40 protein-coding genes are annotated in these 23,518 nt (G+C 62.0%); 39 read left to right on the top strand and 1 reads right to left on the bottom strand.

The window, feature by feature from the left end; genetic code table 11:
* Window positions 1–7 precede the first annotated feature (7 nt).
* The 39 genes from aroC to H9Q75_RS06970 all read left to right on the top strand — a co-directional run bounded on the left by aroC (window position 8) and on the right by H9Q75_RS06970 (window position 22,626).
* On the top strand, window positions 8–1,042 hold the full coding sequence (aroC, locus tag H9Q75_RS07160) for a chorismate synthase (RefSeq protein ID WP_341480923.1): 1,035 nt from the start codon (window positions 8–10) through the stop codon (window positions 1,040–1,042).
* Window positions 1,043–1,208: 166 nt separating this feature from the next.
* Entirely contained in the window at window positions 1,209–2,366 is a 1,158-nt protein-coding gene (locus tag H9Q75_RS07155; RefSeq protein ID WP_186565599.1) for a bifunctional chorismate mutase/prephenate dehydratase, read from the top strand.
* Entirely contained in the window at window positions 2,363–2,860 is a 498-nt protein-coding gene (locus H9Q75_RS07150; protein ID WP_186565596.1) for a shikimate kinase, read from the top strand. The genes H9Q75_RS07155 and H9Q75_RS07150 overlap by 4 nt, the downstream gene beginning before the upstream one ends.
* Entirely contained in the window at window positions 2,857–3,291 is a 435-nt protein-coding gene (gene aroQ, locus H9Q75_RS07145) for a type II 3-dehydroquinate dehydratase (protein WP_186565594.1), read from the top strand. Before H9Q75_RS07150 ends, aroQ begins: the two co-directional genes overlap by 4 nt.
* Window positions 3,288–3,797 (top strand): hypothetical protein, encoded by a 510-nt coding sequence (locus H9Q75_RS07140; protein ID WP_186565592.1) that lies wholly within the window; start codon window positions 3,288–3,290, stop codon window positions 3,795–3,797. Before aroQ ends, H9Q75_RS07140 begins: the two co-directional genes overlap by 4 nt.
* The gene (gene aroE / locus H9Q75_RS07135; protein WP_186565590.1) at window positions 3,782–4,663 is read left to right on the top strand and encodes a shikimate dehydrogenase; all 882 of its coding nucleotides are present in this window, start codon (window positions 3,782–3,784) and stop codon (window positions 4,661–4,663) included. Before H9Q75_RS07140 ends, aroE begins: the two co-directional genes overlap by 16 nt.
* Window positions 4,664–4,961: 298 nt before the next feature.
* Window positions 4,962–5,276 carry a 30S ribosomal protein S10 gene (gene rpsJ / locus H9Q75_RS07130; RefSeq protein ID WP_006573401.1) on the top strand — a complete coding sequence of 105 codons (315 nt, stop codon included), beginning with the start codon at window positions 4,962–4,964 and terminating at the stop codon, window positions 5,274–5,276.
* 246 nt (window positions 5,277–5,522) lie between these two features.
* Complete coding sequence (rplC, locus tag H9Q75_RS07125) at window positions 5,523–6,248, top strand: 50S ribosomal protein L3 (RefSeq protein WP_186565588.1); 726 nt, start codon at window positions 5,523–5,525, stop codon at window positions 6,246–6,248.
* Window positions 6,249–6,267: 19 nt separating this feature from the next.
* Window positions 6,268–6,888: a 50S ribosomal protein L4 gene (gene rplD / locus H9Q75_RS07120; protein ID WP_186565587.1), complete on the top strand. Its 621-nt coding sequence runs from the start codon at window positions 6,268–6,270 to the stop codon at window positions 6,886–6,888.
* A complete protein-coding gene (rplW, locus tag H9Q75_RS07115; protein WP_186565585.1) occupies window positions 6,888–7,187 on the top strand; it encodes a 50S ribosomal protein L23 in 300 nt (99 codons plus the stop codon). Before rplD ends, rplW begins: the two co-directional genes overlap by 1 nt.
* Window positions 7,188–7,202: 15 nt before the next feature.
* The gene (gene rplB / locus H9Q75_RS07110; RefSeq protein WP_186565583.1) at window positions 7,203–8,036 is read left to right on the top strand and encodes a 50S ribosomal protein L2; all 834 of its coding nucleotides are present in this window, start codon (window positions 7,203–7,205) and stop codon (window positions 8,034–8,036) included.
* Window positions 8,037–8,050: 14 nt separating this feature from the next.
* The gene (gene rpsS / locus H9Q75_RS07105; RefSeq protein ID WP_186565582.1) at window positions 8,051–8,323 is read left to right on the top strand and encodes a 30S ribosomal protein S19; all 273 of its coding nucleotides are present in this window, start codon (window positions 8,051–8,053) and stop codon (window positions 8,321–8,323) included.
* A 14-nt stretch (window positions 8,324–8,337) separates the two neighbouring features.
* Window positions 8,338–8,670: a 50S ribosomal protein L22 gene (rplV, locus tag H9Q75_RS07100; RefSeq protein ID WP_186565580.1), complete on the top strand. Its 333-nt coding sequence runs from the start codon at window positions 8,338–8,340 to the stop codon at window positions 8,668–8,670.
* Between the two features lie 15 nt (window positions 8,671–8,685).
* Complete coding sequence (gene rpsC, locus H9Q75_RS07095; RefSeq protein WP_186565578.1) at window positions 8,686–9,597, top strand: 30S ribosomal protein S3; 912 nt, start codon at window positions 8,686–8,688, stop codon at window positions 9,595–9,597.
* Window positions 9,597–10,031, top strand: coding sequence for a 50S ribosomal protein L16 (rplP, locus tag H9Q75_RS07090; RefSeq protein ID WP_186565576.1), 435 nt, complete (start codon window positions 9,597–9,599; stop codon window positions 10,029–10,031). Before rpsC ends, rplP begins: the two co-directional genes overlap by 1 nt.
* Window positions 10,028–10,231: a 50S ribosomal protein L29 gene (gene rpmC / locus H9Q75_RS07085; RefSeq protein WP_423788635.1), complete on the top strand. Its 204-nt coding sequence runs from the start codon at window positions 10,028–10,030 to the stop codon at window positions 10,229–10,231. Before rplP ends, rpmC begins: the two co-directional genes overlap by 4 nt.
* 17 nt (window positions 10,232–10,248) lie before the next feature.
* Window positions 10,249–10,509: a 30S ribosomal protein S17 gene (gene rpsQ, locus H9Q75_RS07080; RefSeq protein WP_186565572.1), complete on the top strand. Its 261-nt coding sequence runs from the start codon at window positions 10,249–10,251 to the stop codon at window positions 10,507–10,509.
* Window positions 10,510–10,521: 12 nt separating this feature from the next.
* On the top strand, window positions 10,522–10,890 hold the full coding sequence (rplN, locus tag H9Q75_RS07075) for a 50S ribosomal protein L14 (protein WP_186565570.1): 369 nt from the start codon (window positions 10,522–10,524) through the stop codon (window positions 10,888–10,890).
* Between the two features lie 16 nt (window positions 10,891–10,906).
* The gene (gene rplX / locus H9Q75_RS07070; RefSeq protein WP_186565568.1) at window positions 10,907–11,224 is read left to right on the top strand and encodes a 50S ribosomal protein L24; all 318 of its coding nucleotides are present in this window, start codon (window positions 10,907–10,909) and stop codon (window positions 11,222–11,224) included.
* 35 nt (window positions 11,225–11,259) lie between these two features.
* The gene (gene rplE, locus H9Q75_RS07065) at window positions 11,260–11,799 is read left to right on the top strand and encodes a 50S ribosomal protein L5 (RefSeq protein WP_186565957.1); all 540 of its coding nucleotides are present in this window, start codon (window positions 11,260–11,262) and stop codon (window positions 11,797–11,799) included.
* Between the two features lie 14 nt (window positions 11,800–11,813).
* Window positions 11,814–11,999, top strand: coding sequence for a type Z 30S ribosomal protein S14 (locus H9Q75_RS07060; protein WP_006573415.1), 186 nt, complete (start codon window positions 11,814–11,816; stop codon window positions 11,997–11,999).
* A gap of 131 nt (window positions 12,000–12,130) precedes the next feature.
* Window positions 12,131–12,529, top strand: a complete 399-nt coding sequence (gene rpsH / locus H9Q75_RS07055) for a 30S ribosomal protein S8 (protein WP_186565566.1) — start codon at window positions 12,131–12,133, stop codon at window positions 12,527–12,529.
* A 16-nt stretch (window positions 12,530–12,545) separates the two neighbouring features.
* The gene (gene rplF / locus H9Q75_RS07050; protein WP_186565564.1) at window positions 12,546–13,094 is read left to right on the top strand and encodes a 50S ribosomal protein L6; all 549 of its coding nucleotides are present in this window, start codon (window positions 12,546–12,548) and stop codon (window positions 13,092–13,094) included.
* 14 nt (window positions 13,095–13,108) lie between these two features.
* On the top strand, window positions 13,109–13,468 hold the full coding sequence (rplR, locus tag H9Q75_RS07045; RefSeq protein WP_186565562.1) for a 50S ribosomal protein L18: 360 nt from the start codon (window positions 13,109–13,111) through the stop codon (window positions 13,466–13,468).
* A gap of 18 nt (window positions 13,469–13,486) precedes the next feature.
* Entirely contained in the window at window positions 13,487–13,987 is a 501-nt protein-coding gene (gene rpsE / locus H9Q75_RS07040; RefSeq protein WP_186565560.1) for a 30S ribosomal protein S5, read from the top strand.
* A gap of 14 nt (window positions 13,988–14,001) precedes the next feature.
* Window positions 14,002–14,184, top strand: a complete 183-nt coding sequence (gene rpmD, locus H9Q75_RS07035; protein ID WP_186565558.1) for a 50S ribosomal protein L30 — start codon at window positions 14,002–14,004, stop codon at window positions 14,182–14,184.
* A gap of 13 nt (window positions 14,185–14,197) precedes the next feature.
* The gene (gene rplO, locus H9Q75_RS07030; protein ID WP_186565556.1) at window positions 14,198–14,638 is read left to right on the top strand and encodes a 50S ribosomal protein L15; all 441 of its coding nucleotides are present in this window, start codon (window positions 14,198–14,200) and stop codon (window positions 14,636–14,638) included.
* The gene (gene secY, locus H9Q75_RS07025) at window positions 14,639–15,994 is read left to right on the top strand and encodes a preprotein translocase subunit SecY (protein ID WP_186565555.1); all 1,356 of its coding nucleotides are present in this window, start codon (window positions 14,639–14,641) and stop codon (window positions 15,992–15,994) included. It begins immediately after the preceding gene.
* Window positions 15,995–16,008: 14 nt separating this feature from the next.
* Entirely contained in the window at window positions 16,009–16,641 is a 633-nt protein-coding gene (locus H9Q75_RS07020; RefSeq protein WP_186565553.1) for an adenylate kinase, read from the top strand.
* Between the two features lie 10 nt (window positions 16,642–16,651).
* The gene (map, locus tag H9Q75_RS07015; RefSeq protein ID WP_186565955.1) at window positions 16,652–17,404 is read left to right on the top strand and encodes a type I methionyl aminopeptidase; all 753 of its coding nucleotides are present in this window, start codon (window positions 16,652–16,654) and stop codon (window positions 17,402–17,404) included.
* Window position 17,405: 1 nt separating this feature from the next.
* Window positions 17,406–17,681 (top strand): KOW domain-containing RNA-binding protein, encoded by a 276-nt coding sequence (locus tag H9Q75_RS07010; protein WP_186565551.1) that lies wholly within the window; start codon window positions 17,406–17,408, stop codon window positions 17,679–17,681.
* 4 nt (window positions 17,682–17,685) lie between these two features.
* Complete coding sequence (infA, locus tag H9Q75_RS07005; protein ID WP_009258089.1) at window positions 17,686–17,904, top strand: translation initiation factor IF-1; 219 nt, start codon at window positions 17,686–17,688, stop codon at window positions 17,902–17,904.
* Window positions 17,905–17,979: 75 nt separating this feature from the next.
* Window positions 17,980–18,093 (top strand): 50S ribosomal protein L36, encoded by a 114-nt coding sequence (gene rpmJ / locus H9Q75_RS07000; protein ID WP_006573428.1) that lies wholly within the window; start codon window positions 17,980–17,982, stop codon window positions 18,091–18,093.
* Between the two features lie 19 nt (window positions 18,094–18,112).
* Window positions 18,113–18,481 (top strand): 30S ribosomal protein S13, encoded by a 369-nt coding sequence (rpsM, locus tag H9Q75_RS06995; protein ID WP_186565549.1) that lies wholly within the window; start codon window positions 18,113–18,115, stop codon window positions 18,479–18,481.
* A gap of 15 nt (window positions 18,482–18,496) precedes the next feature.
* Window positions 18,497–18,898, top strand: coding sequence for a 30S ribosomal protein S11 (gene rpsK, locus H9Q75_RS06990; RefSeq protein ID WP_007494608.1), 402 nt, complete (start codon window positions 18,497–18,499; stop codon window positions 18,896–18,898).
* Between the two features lie 25 nt (window positions 18,899–18,923).
* Window positions 18,924–19,532, top strand: a complete 609-nt coding sequence (gene rpsD / locus H9Q75_RS06985) for a 30S ribosomal protein S4 (protein ID WP_186565547.1) — start codon at window positions 18,924–18,926, stop codon at window positions 19,530–19,532.
* An 81-nt stretch (window positions 19,533–19,613) separates the two neighbouring features.
* The gene (locus H9Q75_RS06980; RefSeq protein WP_186565545.1) at window positions 19,614–20,564 is read left to right on the top strand and encodes a DNA-directed RNA polymerase subunit alpha; all 951 of its coding nucleotides are present in this window, start codon (window positions 19,614–19,616) and stop codon (window positions 20,562–20,564) included.
* 170 nt (window positions 20,565–20,734) lie between these two features.
* On the top strand, window positions 20,735–21,076 hold the full coding sequence (rplQ, locus tag H9Q75_RS06975) for a 50S ribosomal protein L17 (protein WP_186565543.1): 342 nt from the start codon (window positions 20,735–20,737) through the stop codon (window positions 21,074–21,076).
* Window positions 21,077–21,351: 275 nt separating this feature from the next.
* Complete coding sequence (locus H9Q75_RS06970) at window positions 21,352–22,626, top strand: HlyC/CorC family transporter (protein WP_186565541.1); 1,275 nt, start codon at window positions 21,352–21,354, stop codon at window positions 22,624–22,626.
* An 87-nt stretch (window positions 22,627–22,713) separates the two neighbouring features.
* Here the strand turns inward: H9Q75_RS06970 and truA are convergent, their stop codons facing one another.
* The gene (truA, locus tag H9Q75_RS06965) at window positions 22,714–23,457 is read right to left on the bottom strand and encodes a tRNA pseudouridine(38-40) synthase TruA (RefSeq protein WP_186565539.1); all 744 of its coding nucleotides are present in this window, start codon (window positions 23,455–23,457) and stop codon (window positions 22,714–22,716) included.
* Between the last annotated feature and the right edge of the window lie 61 nt (window positions 23,458–23,518).

Here is a 23,518-nt window from a genome sequence, read left to right as displayed (position 1 = left end):
GCGGCACATGATTTTTGGAGAGTCCCACGGACCGGCCATCGGCGTGGTGCTGGAGGGGGTGCCCGCCGGGCTGGCACTGGACCTGGAGCAGGTGCAGAAGCAGCTGGCCCGCCGGGCCGGGGGGAAAAGCGCCCTGTCCACCGCCCGGAAGGAGGCGGACCGGGTGGAGGTGCTCTCCGGGCTTTTTGAGGGAAAGACCACCGGCGCCCCGCTGGCCATGGTCATCGCCAACGCCGACCAGCACTCCTCCGACTATGAGGCCATCCGCTACACCCCGCGGCCCGGCCATGGGGACTATGCCGGATTTGTGGCCAGCAAGGGGTGCTTGGACTACCGGGGCGGCGGGCATTTCTCCGGGCGGCTGACCGCCCCTCTGGTGGCCGCCGGTGCGGTGGCCAAGCAGATCCTGGCCGGGAGAGGGATATGGGCAGGGGCCCACATCAGCTCTATCTACGGGATCACCGACGCGGCGCTGGAGGATGTGGAGGCGCTGCGGCCCGTGGCGGAGAAGGAATTTCCCGTTCTGGACGATGGGCGCGGCGCGGCGATGAAGGCCGCCATCCTGGAGGCCAGGCAGGCGCAGGACTCCGTGGGCGGCGCCATCGAGTGTGCGGTGGTGGGCCTGCCCGCCGGGCTGGGGGCGCCGGACTTCGGATGCAATGTGGAGGGGATTTTTGCCCAGCACCTCTTTGCCGTGCCCGCCGTCAAGGGGGTGGAGTTCGGCGCGGGGAGTGCTTTCTCCCTCATGCGGGGGAGCGAGGCCAACGACCCCTTTGCCGTCCGGGACGGAAGGGTGGTCACCAGGACCAACTGCTCCGGAGGGGTCAACGGCGGCATTACCAACGGGATGCCCGTGCTCTTTGAGGTCATCATGCGGCCAACGCCCTCCATCGCCCTGCCCCAGGAGAGCGTGGATCTGCGCACCGGGGAGGAAGTGGAGATCGAGATCAAGGGCCGCCACGACCCCTGCATCGTCCACCGGGCTGTTCCGGTGATTGAGGCGGCTGCTGCGCTGGCGGCCTGTGAGGTGCTGGGGATCTGAGCGTCACTCCGCGGCCTTTTTTCGCTGGGGATGGGGGGTGTCCCCTGCCGGGGGATGTGGGGTTTACCAAGCCTGATTCACCGCCAGGGAAGGCGGCTGAGCCGCCGAAGGAGTCGCCGTTCTCCTGGCGGGGAGATTCCCCAAAAACGATTTAGGAGAGATCGCCATGACCGAATTGGAAGAATACCGCCGGCAGATCGACGCCATCGACGCCCAGCTGACGGACCTGTTTTTGCAGCGGATGGAAATTACCGGCCGGGTGGGGCGCTACAAGCAGGCCAGGGGGCTCCCCGTCCTGGACGCCCAGCGGGAGCGGCAGGTGATCGCGGCCAAGACCGCCCGGACGGACGACCCGGCCCGGCGGGCCGATCTGGCGGCCCTGTATGAGTCCATTATGGCCATCTCCCGCCGGCAGCAGCGGCAGCTGGTGCGGGAGGGGGAGGAGGATCCGGGCTACGCCGCCTGGGCGCGCGCCGTGGAGCGCGACCGGCAGCCGGTGGACCGCCCCCGGGTGGTCTATCAGGGGGAGCCGGGGGCGTACAGTGAGAGCGCGGCCATCGGCTTCTTTGGGGCGGACGTGCAGGCCAGGGGCCTGCCCTGGTTCACCGACGTGTTTGCCGCCCTCAGCCGGGGGGAGGGCGACTACGCCGTGCTCCCCATTGAGAACAGCTCCACCGGCTCCATCCGCCAGGTGTATGATCTGATGGCCCAGTACGACTGCTATGTGGTGGGGGAGTACGATGTGGAGGTGCGCCACTGCCTGATGGCCCTGCCCGGCGTGCGGATGGAGGACATTCAAACGGTCTACTCCCATGAGCAGGGGCTGATGCAGAGCGACAAATTCCTGGAGAGCCATCGGGACTGGCGGCAGGTGCCGACGCTGGACACCGCCGGCGCCGCCCGGGAGGTGGCCCGGTCGGGGGACCGGACGGCGGCGGCCATCTGCTCCAAGCGGGCGGCGGAGCTCTATGGCCTGCAGATTCTGGTGGAGGGCACCAACCACAACGCCGCCAACCGCACCCGCTTTGTGGTGGTCTCACCGGTGGTGGAGCTACGGGAGGGGCGCAACAAGATCAGCGCCCTTTTTCACCTGCCCCACCAGAGCGGTTCCCTCCATGAGATCCTAACCATCTTCGCCGTCCAGGGGCTGAACCTGCTGAAGCTGGAGTCCCGGCCTATTCCGGGGAAGAACTGGGAGTATCTCTTTTTTCTGGAGTTTTCCGGCGACCTGACCGCCCCGGGCATGGACGGTGTGCTCCATGAGCTGAGCCAGCTGGCCTCCCAGTTCCGGGTGCTGGGCAACTTCAAGGGGTACGAGGGATGAAGGAAAATGTGGTGCTCATCGGCATGATGGGCTGTGGTAAGACCACCGTGGGCGGGCTTCTGGCACGGGCGATGGGCTTCTCCTTCGTGGATACGGACCAATATATTGAGGCGGCCCTGGGCCGCTCTATCCCCGAGCTCTTTGCCAGGGAGGGGGAGGACTTTTTCCGGGCGCAGGAACTGGCCGCGGCCCGGGAGCTGGCCGGGCGGAAGGGGCTGGTCGTGGCCTGCGGCGGCGGCCTGCCCACCCGGAGGGACTCCATAGCCTGCCTGAAGCGCAGCGGCACGGTGGTCTTTCTCCGCCGGGACCCGGGGGAGATCTTTGACCACGTCTCCATGGGCGGGCGGCCTCTGGGACAGCAGGGCCGGGAGGCCTTTCTGGAGCGGTACGCCGGCCGGGAGCCGATTTACTTGGAGTGGGCCGACCGGGTGGTGGACGTACAGCCCACCCCCGCGGAGACCGCCCGGGGGATACTGGAGGTGCTGAACACATGAAATTTCTGATTCTGAATGGCCCCAACCTGAACCTGCTGGGGAAACGGGAGCCGGGCATTTACGGCACAGAGAACTATGAGGCGCTCTGCCGGATGGTGGAGGAGCATGCCTCCGAGCATGGGAGTACGGCCGACTGCTTCCAGTCCAACCACGAGGGGGCCATCATCGACGCTATCCAGGCCGCCGACGGCGTATACGACGCCATTGTGATCAATCCGGGCGCCTATACCCATTACAGCTACGCCATCCACGACGCGCTGAAGAGCGTCTCCGTGCCGGCCTACGAGGTACATATTTCCGACATTACCAGCCGGGAGTCCTTTCGGGCCGTGTCGGTGACCCGGCCCGCCTGTGTGGGCCAGATTTACGGCCAAGGGCTCAGGGGCTATACCATGGCCATGGACTATTTCCTGGAGCAGGCTGAGCCGTGACTCGAGAGGAGCAGTCGGAGCTTCTGGAATACTGGCTGGCCGGACTGCGGTGCGGCGCACTGACGGCGGACGGGATTTCGGCGGAACTGGACGGTATTATTCTGACAGCGGGGGCTGATCTACCCAATGCCATTCTGGACGCAGCGCTGGCTGCGACCAAGGGGGAGACCCCTCTGGCGGCGGTGCTGCGGGAGAGCCTGCTGGACCTGGGAGTGGGCTGGGTGGATGGCGCGCCCATCTCGATGGATATCTATTGGGCGCTGCGGCGGAAGCTTCGGGCACAGTGGCAGAGCGGGGAGACGACCATGGAGCGCGCGATTGTTCGGATGTCCCTTCTGACCCGTCAGTGTGGACTGGGACGGCCAAAGACCGATGACACGCTATGGGAATGGGCTCATTTTGAGGACTACTACGGGTTGATGCTGGAGGGGGTATATGCCCCCGAGCGGGTGGCGGAGGAATTTGTGCGCTTGATGCACGAGGAGGAGCCATGCAGGTTGAGCTGAAAAACACCACAAAAAAGCTGTGCGTCATTGGCGAGCCGGTGCTCCACTCCAAGTCGCCGGTCATTCAGAACGCCATGATTCAGGCGCTGGGGCTGGACTATATCTATCTTTGTCAGCCGGTCCCCCGGGGGGCGTGCCGGCAGTGGCTGGAGCTGGCGGCTTTTGCAGGCTATGCCGGATTTAACGCCACCATGCCCCACAAGCAGGAGCTGGTGGCGTTGATGGATGAGCTGGATGAGGACGCCAGGCTCTTCGGCGCTGTGAATACGGTCTGCCTCCGGGATGGCAGAGCTTACGGCCATAACACCGACGGGGAGGGCTTCCTCCGCGCGCTGGCCGACGAGGAGATTTTTCCGGAGGGCCGACGGGTTGTGGTGCTGGGCGCGGGCGGTGCGGCGAAAGCGGTGGTGCTCAAATTGATGGCGCACGGAGCCGAGGTCACCGTGTGCAACCGGACGGAGGAGAAGGCCAGGCTTTTGCACCGGTACAGACCGAAACAGATCCGCACTGCGGGCTTTACCCCGGCACAGCTGCGCCGGGCGGCGGAGGGATGCGATCTGCTGATCAACTGCACCTCACTGGGCATGAGCGGTACAGCCGGGCAGTTTGAGGATTTCTCCTTCCTGGACGGGCTGAAAGAGGGCGTGAGCGTGGTGGACCTGATCTATGCCCCGGAGGAGACCCGGCTGCTGGCGGAGGCCAGGGCGCGGGGACACCGGACAGCCAATGGAATGGGTCTTTTGGTCCATCAGGCGGTGCTCTCCCTGGAGCACTTTACCGGCGTTGGGCTGGACGCCGGGGCGATGAAGCCGGTGATTGCCCGGGCCTTGGGGGGAAAAGCGGATAAAAAGCAAAAAAAGCCTTGACACAGGGCTTTTTTTGCTATATCATAGTCAAGCGCCTGTATGGGCGCAGTCTGCGATGATGCGGGAGATTGCTCAGCAATGAGGTAACTTCCGCGGAGTATGTCCGAGCTAGAATCGGGCGGCTGAGGAATCTGTACACGGCGTATATCGCCGCGTGTGGATAAAACCGGCCTGCTTGTGCCGGTTTTCTTCATGTCACGGAGTGATACGCACGGAAACGTGTGCTGAAGATTTCTCACCGTACGAAGCGTGCGAGGAGACCCAAACCCCACTTCGTATGTTTTAAGGAGGAAAAACCATGGCAGCACAGAAAGAAATGATTCGTATCCGGCTGAAGGCCTACGATCACCAGCTCATCGACCAGAGCGCGGAGAAGATCGTGGAGACCGCCAAGCGCACCGGCGCTTCCGTGTCCGGCCCCATCCCCCTGCCCACCAAGAAGGAAGTCGTCACCATCCTGCGCGCCGTCCACAAGTATAAGGATTCCCGCGAGCAGTTTGAGCGCCGCACCCACAAGCGCCTGATCGACATCCTCAAGCCTTCCCCCAAGACCGTGGAGGCCCTGATGAGCCTGGAGCTGCCGGCGGGCGTAGAGATCGAGATCAAATTGTAAGTCTTTCGCATCCCCATCCCCCGTCCTGCCAAATCAAAGCCCAGCGCAGCGGGTTTGATTTGGAGACGAGGAACAAGGCAGCGCAGTGCAGTTTTCGCCGCAGGCGGAAACGGAACGAAGCGGACTTTGTGACGAAGTCAGTACCGCAGCCTATCGCGTTTTTGAGATAGGCGGGTCAAGTTGGCGGAGCAATGGGAGCCAATGCCCACCTACGTCAACCAATAACCTTATTAAGGAGGAAAACACATGGAAAAGGCCATCATCGGCAAGAAGGTCGGCATGACGCAGATCTTCGACGAAGCCGGCAAGGTCATCCCGGTCACCGTCATCGAGGCGGGCCCCTGCACCGTGGTGCAGAAGAAGACCGAGGAAAAGGACGGTTACACTGCCGTTCAGCTGGGCTACCAGGACGTAGCCGAGAAGAAGCTCACCAAGCCCGAGGCGGGCCACCTGAAAAAGGCTGAGGTCGCCTTCAAGAAGGTGCTCAAGGAGTTCAAACTGAACAATGCCGACGCCCTGAATGTGGGCGACGAGGTCAAGGCTGACGTGTTCGCCGCCGGCGACCGCGTGGACGTGACCGGCGTGAGCAAGGGCAAAGGCTTCCAGGGCGTGGTCAAGCGCCATGGCGCCGCGATCAAGAGAATGACCCACGGCGGCGGCCCGGTCCATCGTCACCAGGGCGCCCTGGCAGCCGGCACCTATCCCGGCCGCATCTTTAAGGGCCGCGACGGTGCCGGCCACATGGGCTCCGACCAGGTTACCGTGCTCAATCTGGATGTGGTGAGCGTGGATCCGGAGCTCAACCTGATCGCCGTATGCGGCGCGATCCCCGGCCCCAAGGGCGGCATTGTGTACCTGCGCAACAGCGTGATCAATGTCAAGGAGAAGGGCGCCGCCGCCAACGCGAGCATCAACCCGCAGAAGGCCTCCGCCCGCGTCAATCCCCAGAAGGCTTCCGCCCGCAACAAGTAAGGAAAGGAGAGTATAGATCATGCCTAAAGCAAATGTATTCAACATGGCCGGCCAGCAGGTCGGCGAGATTGAGCTCTCCGAAGCTGTGTTCGGGATCGAGCCCAATCAGACTGCGGTGCACTCCGTGGTTAAGAATCACCTGGCCAACTGCCGTCAGGGCACCCAGAGCGCCCTGACCCGCGCCGAGGTCTCCGGCGGCGGCAAAAAGCCCTGGCGCCAGAAGGGCACCGGCCACGCCCGTCAGGGTTCCACCCGCGCCCCCCAGTGGACCCACGGCGGCATCGTGTTCGCTCCCAAGCCCCGGGACTACAGCTACACCCTGAACAAGAAGCTCAAGCGCCTGGCCCTGAAGTCCGCTCTGTCCGCCAAGGCGGCCGAGGGGAACGTCATTGTGGTGGACGGCCTGGAGCTGCCCGAGATCAAGACCAAGGCCATGAAGGGCTTCCTGGATTCCGTGGGAGCCGGCAAGGCGGTCGTGGTCACCCCTGAGGTGAACGACAATGTGATCAAGTCCGCCCGGAACATCCCCGGCGTGGTAACCACCACCGCCAAGATCCTGAGCGTTTACGACATCGTGAACGCCAAGCAGTTTATTGTAGACAAGGCGGCCCTGGCCGTCATCGAGGAGGTGTTCGCGTAATGGCTACCACCGCTTACGACATCATTAAGCGCCCCATCATCACCGAGCAGTCCATGGCTGAGACCGAGCACAAGAAGTACACCTTCGAGGTGGCCAAGGACGCGAACAAGATCGAGATCGCCAAGGCGGTCGAGGAGATCTTCGGAGTCAAGGTCGCCAAGGTCAACACCCTGAACATGCAGGGCAAGGAGAAGCGCACCGGCCGCTATCCCGCCGGCCGCCGCCCCTCCTGGAAGAAGGCCATGGTTACTCTGACCGGGGATTCCAAGAGCATCGAGTTCTTCGAAGGCATGGTGTAAGGAGGATAACGAGAAATGGCGATTAAGACTTATAAGCCCACGACGCCCTCCCGCCGCCACATGACGGTGAGCGCCTTCGAGGGCATCGACAAGAAGGCCAAGCCCGAGCGCAGCCTGCTGGAAAACCTGAAGAAGAATGCCGGCCGCAACAGCTACGGCCGCATCACCGTCCGCCACCGCGGCGGCGGCAACAAGAAGAAGTACCGCATCATCGACTTCAAGCGGGACAAAGAGGGAACTGCCACGGTCATCAACCTGCAGTACGACCCCAACCGCTCCGCCAACATTGCCCTCATCCAGTATGAGGACGGCGAGAAGCGCTATATCCTGGCCCCCGTGAACCTGAAGGCCGGCCACAAGATCATGACCGGCCCCGATGCCGACATCCTGCCCGGCAACTGCCTGCCCATCAGCAAGATTCCCGTGGGCGAGATGATCCACTGTGTGGAGCTCTACCCCGGCAAGGGCGCACAGCTGGTGCGCGCCGCCGGCGAGGCTGCGCAGCTGATGGCCAAGGAGAACGGTATGGCTCAGGTCCGTCTGCCCTCCGGCGAGGTGCGCTATATCCGCGAGGAGTGCAAGGCAACCATCGGCCAGGTGGGTAACACCGACTGGGCCAACATCCAGCTGGGCAAGGCTGGCCGCAAGCGCCACATGGGCTGGCGGCCCACCGTCCGCGGCTCCGTCATGAACCCCAATGACCACCCCCACGGCGGCGGCGAGGGCAAGAGCCCGGTCGGCCGTCCCGGCCCGGTCACCCCCTGGGGCAAGCCGGCCATGGGCTACAAGACCCGCAAGACGAAGAACCGCACTGAGAAGTTCATCGTCAAGCATCGCAACAGCAAGTAAGGAGGTAGTAAAACATGTCTAGAAGCATCAAGAAAGGCCCGTTTTGCGCCCCCGAGCTGCTCAAGCGGGTCGACGAAATGAATCAGAAAGGCGACAAGAAGGTCCTGAAGACCTGGAGCCGCGCCTCCACCATCTTCCCCTCCTTCGTCGGCCACACCTTTGCCGTGCATGACGGCCGCAAGCATGTGCCCGTCTACGTGACCGAGGACATGGTGGGTCATAAGCTGGGCGAGTTCGCCCCCACCCGCACCTTCCGCGGCCACGCCGGCAGCAAGACTGGTAAGTAAGGAGGAGAGAGAACATGGAAGCAAAAGCACATCTGAGATATGCCCGTATCTCTCCCCGTAAGGTTCAGATCGTGTGCGACCTGATCCGCGGCAAGAGTGTGCCCCAGGCCACCGCGATCCTGATGGCCACCCCCAAGGCGGCCTCCGAGCTGTTGCTCAAGCTCCTCAAGAGCGCTGCGGCCAACGCGGAGAACAACCACCAGATGGACCCCGAGAAGCTGTATGTGTCCGCCACCTACGCCAACCCCGGCCCCATCATCAAGCGGATGATGCCCCGGGCTCAGGGTCGCGCCTACCGGATCAACAAGCGTACCTCTCACATCACCATCTGCGTGAGCGAGCGCTAAGGGAGGAGGAAGTATATGGGACAGAAAGTAAATCCCCACGGCCTGCGCGTGGGCGTCATTAAGGATTGGGACTCCCGCTGGTATGCCCGCAACGAGAAGGTGGGCGATCTGCTGGTGGAGGACCACATGCTGCGCGAGTACCTGAAGAAGACCCTGTACTCCGCCGGTATCCCCAAGATTGAGATTGAGCGCGACAACGCCAAGGTGCGCATCTACCTGCACTGCGCCCGTCCCGGCGTGGTCATCGGCAAGGGCGGCGAGGCCATCGAGGCCCTGCGCGTCAAGCTGGAGAAGATGATCGGCAAGTCCGTGGCCCTGAACATCGTTGAGGTGAAGAGCCCCGACATGAACGCCCAGCTGGTGGCTGAGAACATTGCCCAGCAGCTGGAGAAGCGCATCGGCTTCCGCCGGGCCATGAAGAACGCCATGGGCCGCGCCATGCGCATGGGCGCCCGTGGTATCAAGACCTGCTGCTCCGGCCGCCTGGGCGGCGCTGAGATTGCCCGTGTGGAGCACTACCACGACGGCACCATTCCCCTGCAGACCCTGCGCGCCGACATCGACTACGGTTTCGCGGAGGCCGCCACCACCTATGGCCGCATCGGCGTGAAGGTTTGGATCTACAAGGGCGAGGTGCTCACCCAGACCCTGCGCACCACCCCCCGCACCCTGGACACCAAGAACTTTAAGGAGCGCGAGCAGCGCCCCCGCCGCCGCGACGGCGACCGCCGTCAGGGCGGATTCAATCGCCAGGGCGGCGACCGTCGTCCCGGTGGCTTCAACAACAACCGTCAGGGCGGCTTTAACAACAATCGCCCTCAGGGTGGTTTCAACAACAATCGTCCCCAGGGCGGCTTTAACCGTCCCGCCGGCGGCGCGCCCCGTCCTGCCGCGCCCGCTGCTCCCAAGGAAGGAGGCTCCAACTAATGCTGCTGCCTAAGAGAGTGAAATACCGCCGTGTCCACCGCGGCCGCATGAAGGGCAAGGCCATGCGCGGCAACACCGTCACCTATGGTGATTGGGGCCTGCAGGCCACCGAGCCCAGCTGGATCACCAGCAACCAGATCGAGGCCGCCCGTATCGCCATGACCCGCTACACCAAGCGCGGCGGTAAGGTGTGGATCAAGATCTTCCCCGACAAGCCTGTGACCGAGAAGCCCGCCGAGACCCGCATGGGCTCCGGTAAGGGCTCCCCCGAGTACTGGGTGGCCGTGGTCAAGCCCGGCCGCGTGATGTTCGAGATCGCCGGCGTCTCCGAGGAGATCGCCCGCGAGGCCCTGCGTCTCGCCTCCCACAAGCTGCCTGTCAAGTGCAAGATTGTGGCGAAAGAGACCGCCGAGACCGAGAATGGTGGTGAATGAAGATGAAGGCTACTGAAATCCGTAAGATGAGCGCCAGCGAGCTGGAGAGCAAGCTGGGCGACCTGAAGAAGGATCTCTTCCAGCTGCGTCTTCAGCACGCCACGAATCAGCTGGACAATCCCGTGAAGATCGCCGAGGTCAAGCGGGACATCGCCCGCGTCAAGACCATTATCCGTGAGCAGCAGCTCGCAGGCCGATAAGAAGGAGGAAATAGAACATGGAAAACAGAACTTCTTCCCGGAAAACCAGAGTCGGCCTGGTGGTCTCCGACAAGATGGATAAGACCGTGGTGGTGGCCATCGCCGACCGTGTGGCCCACCCTCTGTATAAGAAGATCGTGAAGAGGACCTATAAGCTCAAGGCTCACGACGAGCTCAACGCCTGCGGCGTGGGCGACCGCGTCAAGGTCATGGAGACCCGCCCCCTGTCCAAGGACAAGCGCTGGCGCGTCGTTGAGATTCTCGAGAAGGCGAAGTAAGGAGGTGTCGGTATGATTCAGCAGGAAACTTATCTGAAGGTGGCCGACAACACCGGCGCCAAGGAGATCAAGACCATCCGCGTGCTGGGCGGCTCCAGCCGCAAGTTCGGCAACATCGGCGACGTGATCGTGGCCTCCGTCCGCAAGGCTCAGCCCGGCGGCACCGTGAAGAAGGGCGAGGTCGTGAAGGCCGTTATCGTCCGCTCCGCCAAGGGTGTCCGCCGCGCCGACGGCAGCTATGTCCGTTTTGACGACAATGCCGCCGTTCTCATTAAGGACGACAAGAATCCCCGCGGTACCCGTATCTTTGGGCCAGTGGCCCGCGAGCTGCGCGACAAGGATTACATGAAGATCCTGTCCTTGGCTCCCGAAGTGCTGTAAGGGGGTAGGAGAAGACATGAATAAGATGAGCATTCGTAAGGATGACACTGTGATCGTCCTGTCCGGCAAGGACAAGGGCAAGCAGGGCAAGGTCCTTGCCGTCATGCCCAAGGACGGCAAGGTCATCGTGGAGAAGATCAACGTGGTCTCCCGCCACACCAAGCCCCGCAAGCAGGGTGAGGAGGGCGGCATTCTCCAGAAGGAGGCCCCCCTGTATGCCAGCAAGGTGCAGCGCGTCTGCCCCAAGTGCAACAAGCCCACCCGGCCCGCCCACAAGCTGCTGGCCGACGGCAAGAAGGTCCGCGTCTGCAAGAAGTGCGGCGCTGAAATCTAACGAGAGGAGGAACGAAACCAATGGCTGATAAGAAAGTGCCCAACCTGAAGGAAAAGTACCAGGCCGAGGTCGCTCCTGCTCTCATGCAGAAGTTCGGCTACAAAAGCTCCATGGAGATCCCCCGCATCGTCAAGGTGGTCGTGAACTGCGGCTGCGGCGAGGCCCGGGACAACGCCAAGGTGCTGGAGGCCGTCGTGGGCGATCTGACCAAGATCACCGGTCAGAAGGCCATCATTACCAAGGCCAAGAAGTCCGTGGCCAACTTCAAGCTGCGTGAGGGCATGCCCATCGGCGCCAAGGTCACCCTGCGCGCCGACCGCATGTGGGAGTTCCTGGACCGCCTGTTCAACGTGGCCCTGCCCCGCGTGCGCGACTTCCGGGGCATCAACCCCAACGCCTTTGACGGCCGCGGCAACTACGCCCTGGGCATCAAAGAGCAGCTGATCTTCCCCGAGATTGAGTACGACAAGATCGACAAGATCCGCGGCCTGGACGTGGTCATCTGCACCACCGCCAAGACCGACGAAGAGGCCAAGGAACTGCTGACTCAGATCGGCGCTCCCTTTGCCCGCTAAAGGAGGAGAACGAAATGGCTAAGAAGTCTATGATCCTGAAGCAGCAGGCGGAGCCCAAGTTCTCCACCCGCCGCTACAACCGCTGCAAGATCTGCGGCCGCCCCCACGCCTACCTGCGGGACTACGGCATCTGCCGTATCTGCTTCCGCGAGCTGGCTTACAAGGGTCAGATTCCCGGCGTCAAGAAGGCGAGCTGGTAAAACCAGCCCGCCTCTTGGCCGGTAATTTGATAAATTTCCCCAGCCGGCGTGCAATAGGTCGCAGCTGCCTAACTGCGATACCTTGCCGCTGATACGGGCAAAGCCCGTAATTCTAAAAGGAGGTAAACATCATGCATATCACCGATCCTATTGCGGATATGCTCACCCGTATCCGCAACGCGAACAGCGCCAAGCATGACACCGTGGACGTCCCCGCGTCCAACATGAAGAAGTCCATCGCGCAGATCCTGCTGGATGAGGGCTATATCAAGAACTTCCAGCTGATTGACGACGGCACTCAGGGCGTCATCCGCATTACCCTGAAGTACAACTCCGGCAAAGAGAAGGTCATCACCGGCCTGCGCCGCGTGTCCAAGCCCGGCCTGCGTGTTTACGCCGGCGCTGACGAGCTGCCCCGCGTTCTGCGCGGCCTGGGTATCGCAATCGTGTCCACGTCCAAGGGCGTCATGACCGACAAGAAGGCCCGTGAGGCCCATGTCGGCGGCGAGGTCCTGGCGTTTGTCTGGTAAGGAGGGAGAATAGAAAATGTCTCGTATCGGAAGAATGCCGATCTCCATCCCCGCCGGTGTGGACGTGAAGATCGAAGCCGGTAACCTGGTTACCGTGAAGGGCCCCAAGGGCACGCTGACCCAGCAGCTGCATCCCAATATGGCGATCACCCGTGAGGGCGACGAGCTGCTTGTGACCCGCCCCAACGACGAAAAGACCAACCGCAGCCTGCACGGCCTGACCCGCACCCTGCTGCACAACATGGTGGTGGGCGTCACCGAGGGCTTCAAGAAGGAGCTGGACGTGAACGGCGTAGGCTACCGTGTGGCTAAGGAGGGCAAGAAGCTGGTCATGAACCTGGGCTTCTCTCATCAGGTGACGGTGGAAGAGCCTGAGAACATCACCATTGATGTGCCTACCCCCAATAAGATCGTCATCAGCGGCCTGGACAAGCAGAAGGTGGGCCAGTTTGCCGCTGAAGTGAGAGAGAAACGTCCGCCTGAGCCTTACAAGGGCAAGGGTATCAAATACACTGACGAGGTCATCCGCCGCAAGGAAGGCAAGACCGGCGTCAAGAAGAAATAAGGAGGTGTGCCACTATGATCAACAGACCCAATACCAACGCTCAGCGGCTTAAGCGCCACAAGAGAGTGCGCGGCAAGATTTCCGGCACGCCCGAGCGTCCCCGTCTGAACGTGTTCCGCAGCAACACCAACATCTATGCCCAGATCATTGACGATGTGACCGGCAAGACCCTGGTGTCTGCTTCCTCCCTGGAGAAGGGCTTCGAGGGCAAGGGCTCCGACTGCGAGGCCGCCAAGAAGGTTGGCCAGGCGGTCGCCGAGCGCGCCAAGGCCGCCGGCATCGAGAATGTCGTGTTCGACCGCGGCGGCTATGTGTACCATGGCCGCGTCGCCGCTCTGGCCGAGGGCGCCCGCGAGGGCGGCCTGCAGTTCTAAGGGAGGAGGAAAAGATAAATGGCTCGTTTTGAAAGAGAACCCAGCGAGTTCACTGAGAAGCTTGTCTCTCTGAACCGCGTTTCCAAAACCGTAAAAGGCGGCCGCGTCATGAAGTTTGCCGCCCTGATGGTGGTGGGCGACGAGAAGGGCCGTGTGGGCTTTGGTACCGGCAAGGCCGCCGAGGTCCCCGAGGCCATCCGTAAGGGCATCGAGGACGCCAAGAAGAACCTGGTGACCATCACCCGCTCCGGCACCACCATTCCCCATGAGGTCATCGGCGAGTTCGGCGCCGGCCGCGTGCTGCTCAAGCCCGCCGCCCCCGGTACCGGTATCATCGCCGGCGGCCCTGTCCGCGCCGTCATGGAGGCCGCCGGCATCCGTGACATCCGCGCCAAGTGCCTGCGCTCCAACAATCCGCAGAACGTGGTCTCCGCCACCTTCGAGGGCCTGAAGTCCCTCCGTGGCCCTGAGGAGGTCGCCCGTACCCGCGGCAAGAGCGTCAGCGAGATCGTAGGTTAAGGAGGCCGTTGAACATGGCGAATCTGAACATTAAACTGGTCAAGAGCCTGAACGGCCGTATCGCCAAGCACAAGGCGACCGCCGAGGCCCTGGGGCTGCGCAAGATCGGCGACACCACCGTACAGCCCGACAACGAGGCGACCCGCGGCAAGATTGCCCACATCGGCTATCTGCTCCAGGTCACCGAACAGCAGTAAGGAGGTGCGCGAAATGAATCTGCATGAACTCTCTCCCGCCCCCGGCTCCACCAAGGAGGCGTTCCGGAAGGGCCGCGGCCACGGCAGCGGCAACGGCAAGACCGGCGGCCGCGGCCACAAGGGCCAGAAGGCCCGCTCCGGCGGCGGCGTGCGCGTGGGCTTTGAGGGCGGCCAGATGCCTCTGGCCCGCCGCATCCCCAAGCGCGGCTTCAACAATATCTTTGCAAAGCCCCTGGAGACCATCAACGTCTCCGCACTCGAGAAGTTTGAGGACGGCGCCACAGTGAATGTGTGCGACCTGCTGGAAAAGGGAATCCTCTCCAAGTGTGAGTACGGCTGCAAGGTGCTGGGCAACGGCACTCTGACCAAGAAGCTCACCGTGCGTGCCTCCGCTTTCTCCGCCTCCGCTAAGGAGAAAATTGTTGCGGCAGGTGGAAAGTACGAGGTGGTCTAAGTGATCGAGACCATCCGTAACGCTTGGAAGCTCCCCGAGCTGCGCAAGAAGATCCTCTTTACGGTCTTTGCGCTGCTCATCTTCCGGCTTGGTTCGGCTGTCCCGGTCCCCTATATCAACAGTGACGCGCTGGGCGCGACGCTGAACGGATTGGGCGGCATCTTTGCGCTGATGGGCACCATGAACGGAACCGCCTTCTCCATGGCCGCCGTCTTTGCCCTGGGTGTACAGCCGTATATCAACAGCTCCATCATCATCCAGCTGCTCACCGTGGCCATTCCCGCGCTGGAGCGGCTGCAGCGGGACGGCGGCGAGGAAGGCCGGAAGAAGATTGCGGCCATTACCCGTTACGTCACCGTGGCCATTGCCCTGCTGCAGGGCTTTGGCTACTACACGCTGATCAAGAGCTATGGCCTGCTGGACATCGGCTCCATCAGCGGAATTTGGGCCGGTATCGTGATCGTGCTCTGCTTCACCGCCGGTTCCGCCTTTGTCATGTGGCTGGGTGAGCAGATCACCGAGTTCGGCATTGGCAACGGCATTTCCATCATCCTCTTCGCGGGCATCCTGTCCCGCGGCCCGGCCATGGTCAAGACCATGATTGACGGCGTGAGCCATTGGCTCAACCCCGTGGATGCGGACGTCTTCGCCACCTGGACCGAGGCCCAGCAGAACGCCTATTTCGTGCTCCCCGCCTGGGGTGTGCCTCTGATCATCGTGGGTATGCTGGCCATCGTGGTGTTCATTGTGTTTATCACCAACGCCGAGCGCCGCATTCCCGTCCAGTACGCCAAGCGCGTGGTGGGCCGCAAAATGTACGGCGGTCAATCCAGCCACATCCCCATGAAGGTGAACATGGCCGGCGTGATGCCCATTATCTTTGCCCAGGCCATCGCCTCCCTGCCCGCCACCGTGGGCATGTTCTTCGGCAAGAGCGCGCAGAGCGAAGGTGCCTGGGGTACCGTGCTCAAGGTGTTTGACACCAGCAGCATCCTGTATATCGTGGTGTACTTCCTCCTGATTGTGGGCTTCAGCTACTTCTACTCCACCATGCAGTTCAATCCGGTGGAGGTGGCCAACAACCTGAAAAAGAACGGCGGCTTCGTCCCCGGCTTCCGCCCGGGCAAGCCCACCGCGGACTTCATCCACAAGGTGCTCAATAAGATCACCATGTTCGGCGCGCTGTATCTGGCTGTGATCGCCATCGCGCCCATCATCACGGGCAACGTGATCGGCGCCAGCAATCTGGCCGTGGGCGGGACCTCCATCATCATTGTGGTGGGCGTCGCTCTGGAGACCACAAAAGCCATGGAGGCCCAGATGCTCATGCGGCATTACAAGGGCTTCCTGGAGTAAGTGAGGGCTGGCGAATGAAGATCATTTTCTTAGGGGCGCCTGGCGCCGGAAAAGGCACACAGGCGGATATTATCAGCAGCAGACTGGGCATCCCCACGATTTCCACCGGAAATATTCTCCGGGCGGCCGTCAAGAACGGCACGCCCGTGGGCATGAAGGCCAAGGCCTTCATGGACGCAGGCAAGCTGGTCCCCGACGATGTCATTCTTGGCATCGTCGAGGAGCGGCTGGCACAGAGCGACTGCGAGGAAGGCTACATTCTGGACGGGGTGCCCCGCACCATCGCTCAGGCGGAATTTCTGGAGAAGGACGGCGTGAATTTTGACGTGGTGCTCTCTCTGGAGATCAGTGACGAGGAGATCGTCACCCGCATGGGCGGTCGGCGCGCCTGCCATGACTGCGGAGCCACCTATCATGTGGTTGCCGCACCCCCCAGAGTGGAGGGCAAGTGCGACAAGTGCGGCGGCGAGCTGCTGCTGCGCGAGGACGACAAGCCCGAGACCGTCAAGCACCGCCTCGAGGTCTACCACGCGGAGACCGAGCCCCTGAAGGACTTCTATGCTGCCCGCGGTATTCTCAAACCGGTGGACAATCAGCCCACCATCGAGGCGACCAGCAAGGCGGTTATGGAAGCGCTGGGATTGTGAGCCAATGGAAATGATCTCACTGAAATCTTCCCGAGAGATTGAGCTGATGCGCCGGGCTGGGCGAATTACGGCCCAGGCCCGGACATTGGCCGGAAAACTGGTCCGCCCCGGCGTGACCACCCTAGAAATCGACACTCAAGTACGCAAATTCATTGAGGGGCAGGGAGCGGTTCCGTCCTTCCTGAACTACAACGGATATCCCGGCTCCGCCTGTATCTCAGTCAACGAGATCGTCATCCATGGCATCCCCGACCACCGTGTGCTGAAAGAGGGGGACATTGTCAGCGTGGACGTGGGCGCGTTTATCGACGGCGTCCACGGCGACTGCGCCGCCACATTCCCCTGCGGACAGGTCAGCGAGGAGGCCATGGCACTCATCCAGGTGACGGAGCAGAGCTTCTGGGAGGGCATCAAGCTGGCCCGCGCCGGTAACCGGGTCTACGACATCTCCCATGCCGTACAGCAGTATGTGGAAGCCCATGGCTGCTCTGTGGTGCGGGATTTCGTAGGGCATGGCGTGGGGCATAAGCTCCACGAAGCACCCGAGGTCCCCAATTTTGGCCCTGCGGGCCACGGTCCCCGGCTCCAGCCCGGCATGACCCTGGCGGTGGAGCCGATGGTGTGCGCCGGAGACTGGCATGTCCGCGTCCTGAAGGATGGATGGACCACGGTAACTGCCGACGGAAGTCTGGCAGCCCACTACGAAAACACCATTCTGATCACCGAGGGTGTGCCTGAAATCCTCACCGTAACGGGTGAATAGGATGGAGTACGCAAAGGCCCAGATTGTCCAATCCCTGGCGGGGCACGACAAGGGTGACTTCTTCTGTGTCCTGGACGCGGAGGGAGGATGCCTGCTGCTGTGTGACGGCAAGCGGAGACGGACGGCTCGCCCCAAGCGGAAAAAGGCCATACATGTGGCCGGCGCGGGGGAGTTTCAGCATCCGGTTTTGGAGAAAATCCAGGCAGGAGAAGAAGTGTCTGATAGTGAGATCCGGAAGGCGCTGGCCGCATTCCGGGCGCAGTCTAGGAGGGTATGACGCTTTGGCAAAGGACGATATGATTGAGGTGGAGGGCGTCGTAACAGAGTCCCTTCCCAATACCACGTTCCACGTAGACATCGGCAACGGCCATATTATTTTGGCCCACATCTCCGGCAAGCTGCGGATGAACTTCATCCGTATTCTGCCCGGCGACAAGGTTACGGTGCAGATGTCTCCCTACGATGTGACACGCGGCAGGATTACCTGGCGCAGCAAGTAAAAACGACCGGCATGGGGATGCGGGGCCTTGCCCCCGTCCACGCCGGGGCCATAAAGGCATTCAAGGAGGTTTATCATGAAAGTAAGACCGTCCGTGAAGCCCATGTGCGAGAAGTGCAAGATCATCAAGCGCAAGGGCAAGGTCATGGTTATCTGCGAAAACCCCAAGCATAAACAGAGACAAGGTTAACAGGAGGTGCTGAAACAGTATGGCACGTATTGCTGGCATTGATTTGCCGAAGGACAAGCGGATTGAGATCGGCCTGACCTATATTTACGGCATTGGGCGCACCAGCGCCAACAAGATCCTGGCCGAGGCCGGTATCAACCCCGACACCCGCGTAAAGGACCTGACCGAGGCTGACGAGGCGAAGCTGCGTGAGATCATCGGCCACAGCTACACTGTGGAGGGCGACCTCCGCCGTGACGTGGCGATGGACATCAAGCGTCTGACCGAGATCGGCTGCTACCGCGGCATGCGGCACCGCAAGGGCCTGCCTGTCCGCGGCCAGCGTTCCAAGACCAATGCGCGCACCCGCAAGGGTCCCAAGCGCACCGTCGCCAATAAGAAGAAGTAAGGGAGGGAGATTCACATGGCTACTGCTACCAAAGGCAAAAAGGTTATCCGCAAGCGCCGTGAGCGCAAGAACGTTGAAAAGGGCCAGGTGCATATCCGCTCCTCCTTCAACAACACCATGGTCACTGTGACCGACATGGGCGGCAACGCCCTGTCCTGGGCCTCCTCCGGCGGCCTGGGCTTCCGCGGTTCCCGCAAGTCCACCCCCTTCGCCGCGCAGACCGCCGCTGAGACCGCTGCCAAGGCGGCCATGGAGCACGGCCTGAAGACCGTCGAGGTGTACGTGAAGGGCCCCGGCGCCGGCCGTGAGGCCGCCATCCGCGCCCTGCAGGCCGTAGGTCTGGAGGTCACCCTGATCAAGGACGTGACCCCCATTCCCCACAACGGCTGCCGTCCGCCGAAGCGCCGCCGCGTGTAATCGAAGAAGGAGGATTTGAGAAACTATGGCTAAAAACATGCAGCCCATTGTCAAGCGCTGCCGCGCTCTGGGCCTTTCTCCCGCCGTCATGGGTTACACCGAAAACAGCAAGCGGGACTCCATCCGCAATCCCGGCCCTCAGCGCCGGGGCAAGAAAAGCGAGTATGCCATGCAGCTGGCCGAGAAGCAGAAGGTTAAGTTTGTCTACGGCATGCTGGAGAAGCAGTTCCGCGCCTACTATGAGAAGGCCGCCCGTTCCAGCGGCAACACCGGCGAGGAGCTGCTCTCCCTGCTGGAGCGCCGCCTGGACAACGTGGTCTTCCGCCTGGGCTTTGCCAATACCCGCCGCGAGGCCCGTCAGCTGGTGAGCCACGGCCACTTTACCGTCAACGGCAAGCGCGTGAACATTCCCTCCTACCTGGTTAAGCCGGGCGAGGTCATTTCCGTCAGTGAGAAGAGCCGCTCCACCACCCGGTTCAAGCAGCTCAACGAGGCGGGCCCCCACTCCGTTCCCAAGTGGATCGAGAAGGCCGGCAATACCCCCTTTGAGGGCAAGATTGTCGCCAAGCCCGTCCGCGACGATATTGACTTCGACGTGGCGGAACACCTGATCGTCGAGTTGTACTCCAAGTAATTATAGCGTGCCCTCGATTATTGGTGAGCTGTATAGGGCCGCGGGCGCAACTGCCCGCGGCCGCGAAAAGGAGGGTAACACATGGTAGAAATTGAGAAGCCGCGCATCGAATGTGTAGAGAATCCCGGGGACGGCTCCTACGGCAAGTACGTGGTCGAGCCTCTGGAGCGGGGTTACGGCACCACTCTGGGCAATTCTCTGCGCCGGATTCTGCTCTCGTCCCTGCCCGGTACGGCGGTCACCTCGATTAAGATCGCCGGCGTGCAGCACGAGTTTTCCACGATCCCCGGTGTCAAAGAAGACGTAACGGAGATCGTCCTCAATGTGAAGAGTATCATTGCCAAGCTTCACTGCGAGGGAGTTAAGACCGTCTATATTGAGGCCAATGGGGAGTGCGAAGTCACCGCCGGCGATATCAAGGCAGACGGTGAGGTTGAGGTGCTCAACCCCGATCTGCACATTGCCACCCTGGGCCCGGACGCCAGCCTGAATATGGAGCTGACGCTGTCCCACGGCCGGGGCTATGTGCCGGCTGACCGGAACAAGCCTGCCCAGACCATCATCGGGGTGATCCCGGTGGATTCCATCTATACACCGGTGCGCAAGGTCAACTATACGGTGGAAAACACCCGTGTGGGCGACGCCACCGACTATGACAAGTTGACCCTGGAGGTTTGGACCAACGGTACCATTACCGCCCGGGACGCAGTCAGCCTGGGCGCCCGCATCCTCTGCGACCACTTCGTCCTCTTCACCGATCTCTCTGAGACCATGGGCTCCAAGTCCACGGTGGTGGAGAAGGCGGAGGCCCAGCGGGACAAGGTGCTGGAGCTGACCATCGAGGAGCTGGACCTGTCCGTCCGTTCCTTCAACTGCCTCAAGCGTGCCAACATCAACACGGTGGAGGATCTGATTTCCAAGACCGAGGATGAGATGATGAAGGTACGCAACTTGGGCCGCAAGAGTCTGGAAGAGGTCATCAACAAGCTGGCTATGATGGGACTGCACCTGGCCGACGACGACAACGGCTGAGCGCCCAAGCATCTGCGAAAGACGGTCCGGGGGCATGTAACGTCCCCTCCCGGACCCGGCTGAGGCCGACGCCCGCTCCGGCGGGCCGTCTTTCAGGGGACCCCGGTCCCCAGGACGAATTGAACAGTGGAGTTCGCAGAGGCGACCTCCCGAAATAGGAGTTGTGTCACATGTCCGGATACCGTAAGCTGGGCCGGCCCAGCGATCAGCGCAGGGCGATGCTCCGCGCCATGACCACCTATCTGCTGGAGAACGGCCAGATCAAGACCACCGTCACTCGGGCCAAAGAGGTCGCTCCTCTGGCTGAGAAGATGATCACCCTGGCCAAGAAGAATAACCTGGCCGCCTACCGCCAGGCGCTCTCCTTCCTGACCAAGGAGGATGTGGCCAAGAAGCTCTTTGACCAGATCGGGCCCAAGTATGCCACCCGCGACGGCGGCTACACCCGCGTGGTCAAGATTGGCCCCCGCCGCGGCGACGCCGCCGAGATGGCCATCGTTCAGCTGGTGTAAAACACTGAAAAAAGGCCCCTGCCCGCCGGGCAGGGGCCTTTTTGTCAGCTGTACAATTCGGAGATTTCTGGTGCTTGCTTTTTGGGGGAAGCTGTGATATAATCCAGCCAACTATCTATGATGAGGGAGACGGTGAGCCCGCGTGGACGAACCTCCGCCTAGAAATTACATAAAGGGAAAAAAGGATGGGCAGCCTTAGCCGAGGTGGTGTAGGGCTGTCCTTTTGCGCGTAAAATGCGTGGGAATTTTTGATTTTGGAGTTGATGGATTCCGTTATGGAGAGTTCCAGTATTGTGATGATCGCAGTGTTAGTCGTTCTGGTGATCCTGTCCGCCTTTTTCTCGGCAACCGAGACCGCCTTTACCTCTCTGAACCGCATCCGCCTCAAAAGCAAGGCGGACGGGGGGAATAAGCGCGCGGCCCTGGCTCTGCGCATGGTGGATGACTACGACAACCTGCTATCTACCATCCTGGTGGGGAACAATATTGTCAACCTGTCTGCCTCCTCCTTGGCCACGATTCTTTTTACAGAGGGGCTGAAGTTGCGCAATGGCGCGGTAATCTCCACTGTGGTAATCACGGTGGTGGTGCTGATCTTCGGCGAGGTCTCCCCCAAGAGCCTGGCCAAGGAATTCCCGGAGACTTTCGCCATGTTCTCCGCCCCCATCATGCGGGTGCTGGTGACCGTTCTCACGCCGCTGAACCTGCTCTTCCGGCAGCTGAAGAAGCTGCTCTCCAAGGTGTTCCACGGGGATGAAGACGACGGCATCACAGAGGAGGAGCTGATCACCATGGTGGACCAGGCGGAGGACGAGGGAGGCCTCAACCAGCACGAGAGTGAGCTGATCCGCTCTGCCATTGAGTTCAACGACATGGAGGTGGACGAGATCCTCACGCCCCGGGTGGACATTGTGGCGGTGGAGGACACTGACTCCATGGAGGAGATCGCCAGGACTTTTGCCGAGAGCGGTTATTCAAGGCTGCCGGTGTACCATGAGGACATTGACGATGTGGTGGGCGTTATCCACGAAAAGGATTTCCACGCCGCCCGCTACCGCGGAAAAAGCGATGTAAAGAGTATCATCAGCCCCATGCTTTACACCACGGGGAACACCAAGATCTCCGATCTGCTGCGGATTCTTCAGCGGGAAAAGGCCCATATGGTGGTCGTGGTGGACGAGTACGGGGGAACTGAGGGACTGGTGACCCTGGAGGACATCGTGGAGGAGCTGGTGGGCGAAATCTGGGATGAACACGACGAGGTCATTGAGGAGTTCAAAAAGCAGGAGGACGGCAGCTATCTGATCTCCTGCAATGCCGACCTCACGGACCTGTTCGATCTGTTTTCCATGGAGGACGAGTGCGATGCCAACACGGTCTCCGGCTGGGTGATGGAGCAGATCGGCCGTATCCCGGTGGAGGGGGACCACTTCCAGGCGGACGGGCTGGACGTGACGGTCACCAAGGTGGACCACCGGCGCGTGCTGGAGATTAAGGTTGTGGTGCTCCCCAAGACGGAGGAGCCCGAGGAAAAAGAGAAGAAAGCGTGACGCTCCGCCCAAAGGGCTGCGGGGACCCAGTTGACAGGCAAAAGCGCCCGGACAAAAGTCCGGGCGCTTCCTTTTATTTTTGTCGGGTCACAGGGCGGGGTAGTCCACTGAGACCAGGGTGAGGCCCTGGGCGGGGGCGGTAGGGCCCGCCGCCTGCCGGTCCAGGGCGGCCAGGATGTCCGGCATGGAGCCCGCCGGGCGCAGGCCCAGGCCCACCTCCAGCAGGGTGCCGGTGAGTATGCGCACCATATGGTACAGAAAGCCGTCCCCATGGTAGGTAATGGTCAGCACAGCCCCTTCCCGGCGCAGGGCGATGGTATCCACGGTGCGCACTGTCGACTTTTTATAGCGCCGGTTGGAGCAGAAGGAGCGGTAGTCGTGCCGGCCGGTGAGCAGCCGGGCGGCCTCTTCCATGGCGGGCAGGTCTAGGGGCTCCTCCACCGGGAGCTGATAGCGGCGGCGGAATACGTCGGGCACGCAGCCCAGGCGGATGGAGTAGCGGTAGGTCTTGCCAACGGCGCTCAGCCGGGCGTGGAAGCGGCCGTCCGCCTCCCGGGCGTCCACCACGGCGATATCCTGGGGGAGGTAGCGGTTGAGCTGGTCCATCAACTCCCCGGGGGCCCAGCCGCCGGAGAGGCGCACGCTGGCCACCTGTCCCAGGGCGTGTACCCCCGCGTCCGTCCGGCCCGCGCCGTGGACCTGCGCCGTCTCCCCGGTCAGGCGGGAGAGAGTCTCCTCCAGCCTGCCCTGGATGGTGTTGGTGGTATTGCCCTGGCGCTGCCAGCCGTCATAGCGGGTGCCGTCATATTGGATGGTAAGCTTGTAGTTCATTGGTCCATTCCCTTCTTCCCACGGCCTGGGGCGGCCGAAAAAGAGCGGCGGTTTGAACGGA

The organism is Lawsonibacter celer, from assembly GCF_014281125.1.
GTDB lineage: Bacteria > Bacillota > Clostridia > Oscillospirales > Oscillospiraceae > Lawsonibacter_B > Lawsonibacter_B celer.
Note: the sequence above shows the minus strand (reverse complement) of the source record. Positions and strands in the feature narration are given on the sequence as shown.

Excerpts from the sequence above, each read along its gene's own strand:
- aroC (WP_341480923.1), top strand. The coding sequence starts at position 8 with ATGATTTTTGGAGAGTCCCACGGACCGGCCATCGGCGTGGTGCTGGAG.
- H9Q75_RS07155 (WP_186565599.1), top strand. The coding sequence starts at position 1,209 with ATGACCGAATTGGAAGAATACCGCCGGCAGATCGACGCCATCGACGCC.
- H9Q75_RS07150 (WP_186565596.1), top strand. The coding sequence starts at position 2,363 with ATGAAGGAAAATGTGGTGCTCATCGGCATGATGGGCTGTGGTAAGACC.
- aroQ (WP_186565594.1), top strand. The coding sequence starts at position 2,857 with ATGAAATTTCTGATTCTGAATGGCCCCAACCTGAACCTGCTGGGGAAA.
- aroE (WP_186565590.1), top strand. The coding sequence starts at position 3,782 with ATGCAGGTTGAGCTGAAAAACACCACAAAAAAGCTGTGCGTCATTGGC.
- rpsJ (WP_006573401.1), top strand. The coding sequence starts at position 4,962 with ATGGCAGCACAGAAAGAAATGATTCGTATCCGGCTGAAGGCCTACGAT.
- rplC (WP_186565588.1), top strand. The coding sequence starts at position 5,523 with ATGGAAAAGGCCATCATCGGCAAGAAGGTCGGCATGACGCAGATCTTC.
- rplD (WP_186565587.1), top strand. The coding sequence starts at position 6,268 with ATGCCTAAAGCAAATGTATTCAACATGGCCGGCCAGCAGGTCGGCGAG.
- rplW (WP_186565585.1), top strand. The coding sequence starts at position 6,888 with ATGGCTACCACCGCTTACGACATCATTAAGCGCCCCATCATCACCGAG.
- rplB (WP_186565583.1), top strand. The coding sequence starts at position 7,203 with ATGGCGATTAAGACTTATAAGCCCACGACGCCCTCCCGCCGCCACATG.
- rpsS (WP_186565582.1), top strand. The coding sequence starts at position 8,051 with ATGTCTAGAAGCATCAAGAAAGGCCCGTTTTGCGCCCCCGAGCTGCTC.
- rplV (WP_186565580.1), top strand. The coding sequence starts at position 8,338 with ATGGAAGCAAAAGCACATCTGAGATATGCCCGTATCTCTCCCCGTAAG.
- rpsC (WP_186565578.1), top strand. The coding sequence starts at position 8,686 with ATGGGACAGAAAGTAAATCCCCACGGCCTGCGCGTGGGCGTCATTAAG.
- rplP (WP_186565576.1), top strand. The coding sequence starts at position 9,597 with ATGCTGCTGCCTAAGAGAGTGAAATACCGCCGTGTCCACCGCGGCCGC.
- rpmC (WP_423788635.1), top strand. The coding sequence starts at position 10,028 with ATGAAGATGAAGGCTACTGAAATCCGTAAGATGAGCGCCAGCGAGCTG.
- rpsQ (WP_186565572.1), top strand. The coding sequence starts at position 10,249 with ATGGAAAACAGAACTTCTTCCCGGAAAACCAGAGTCGGCCTGGTGGTC.
- rplN (WP_186565570.1), top strand. The coding sequence starts at position 10,522 with ATGATTCAGCAGGAAACTTATCTGAAGGTGGCCGACAACACCGGCGCC.
- rplX (WP_186565568.1), top strand. The coding sequence starts at position 10,907 with ATGAATAAGATGAGCATTCGTAAGGATGACACTGTGATCGTCCTGTCC.
- H9Q75_RS07060 (WP_006573415.1), top strand. The coding sequence starts at position 11,814 with ATGGCTAAGAAGTCTATGATCCTGAAGCAGCAGGCGGAGCCCAAGTTC.
- rpsH (WP_186565566.1), top strand. The coding sequence starts at position 12,131 with ATGCATATCACCGATCCTATTGCGGATATGCTCACCCGTATCCGCAAC.
- rplF (WP_186565564.1), top strand. The coding sequence starts at position 12,546 with ATGTCTCGTATCGGAAGAATGCCGATCTCCATCCCCGCCGGTGTGGAC.
- rplR (WP_186565562.1), top strand. The coding sequence starts at position 13,109 with ATGATCAACAGACCCAATACCAACGCTCAGCGGCTTAAGCGCCACAAG.
- rpsE (WP_186565560.1), top strand. The coding sequence starts at position 13,487 with ATGGCTCGTTTTGAAAGAGAACCCAGCGAGTTCACTGAGAAGCTTGTC.
- rpmD (WP_186565558.1), top strand. The coding sequence starts at position 14,002 with ATGGCGAATCTGAACATTAAACTGGTCAAGAGCCTGAACGGCCGTATC.
- rplO (WP_186565556.1), top strand. The coding sequence starts at position 14,198 with ATGAATCTGCATGAACTCTCTCCCGCCCCCGGCTCCACCAAGGAGGCG.
- H9Q75_RS07020 (WP_186565553.1), top strand. The coding sequence starts at position 16,009 with ATGAAGATCATTTTCTTAGGGGCGCCTGGCGCCGGAAAAGGCACACAG.
- map (WP_186565955.1), top strand. The coding sequence starts at position 16,652 with ATGATCTCACTGAAATCTTCCCGAGAGATTGAGCTGATGCGCCGGGCT.
- H9Q75_RS07010 (WP_186565551.1), top strand. The coding sequence starts at position 17,406 with ATGGAGTACGCAAAGGCCCAGATTGTCCAATCCCTGGCGGGGCACGAC.
- rpmJ (WP_006573428.1), top strand. The coding sequence starts at position 17,980 with ATGAAAGTAAGACCGTCCGTGAAGCCCATGTGCGAGAAGTGCAAGATC.
- rpsM (WP_186565549.1), top strand. The coding sequence starts at position 18,113 with ATGGCACGTATTGCTGGCATTGATTTGCCGAAGGACAAGCGGATTGAG.
- rpsK (WP_007494608.1), top strand. The coding sequence starts at position 18,497 with ATGGCTACTGCTACCAAAGGCAAAAAGGTTATCCGCAAGCGCCGTGAG.
- rpsD (WP_186565547.1), top strand. The coding sequence starts at position 18,924 with ATGGCTAAAAACATGCAGCCCATTGTCAAGCGCTGCCGCGCTCTGGGC.
- H9Q75_RS06980 (WP_186565545.1), top strand. The coding sequence starts at position 19,614 with ATGGTAGAAATTGAGAAGCCGCGCATCGAATGTGTAGAGAATCCCGGG.
- rplQ (WP_186565543.1), top strand. The coding sequence starts at position 20,735 with ATGTCCGGATACCGTAAGCTGGGCCGGCCCAGCGATCAGCGCAGGGCG.
- H9Q75_RS06970 (WP_186565541.1), top strand. The coding sequence starts at position 21,352 with ATGGAGAGTTCCAGTATTGTGATGATCGCAGTGTTAGTCGTTCTGGTG.
- truA (WP_186565539.1), bottom strand. The coding sequence starts at position 23,457 with ATGAACTACAAGCTTACCATCCAATATGACGGCACCCGCTATGACGGC.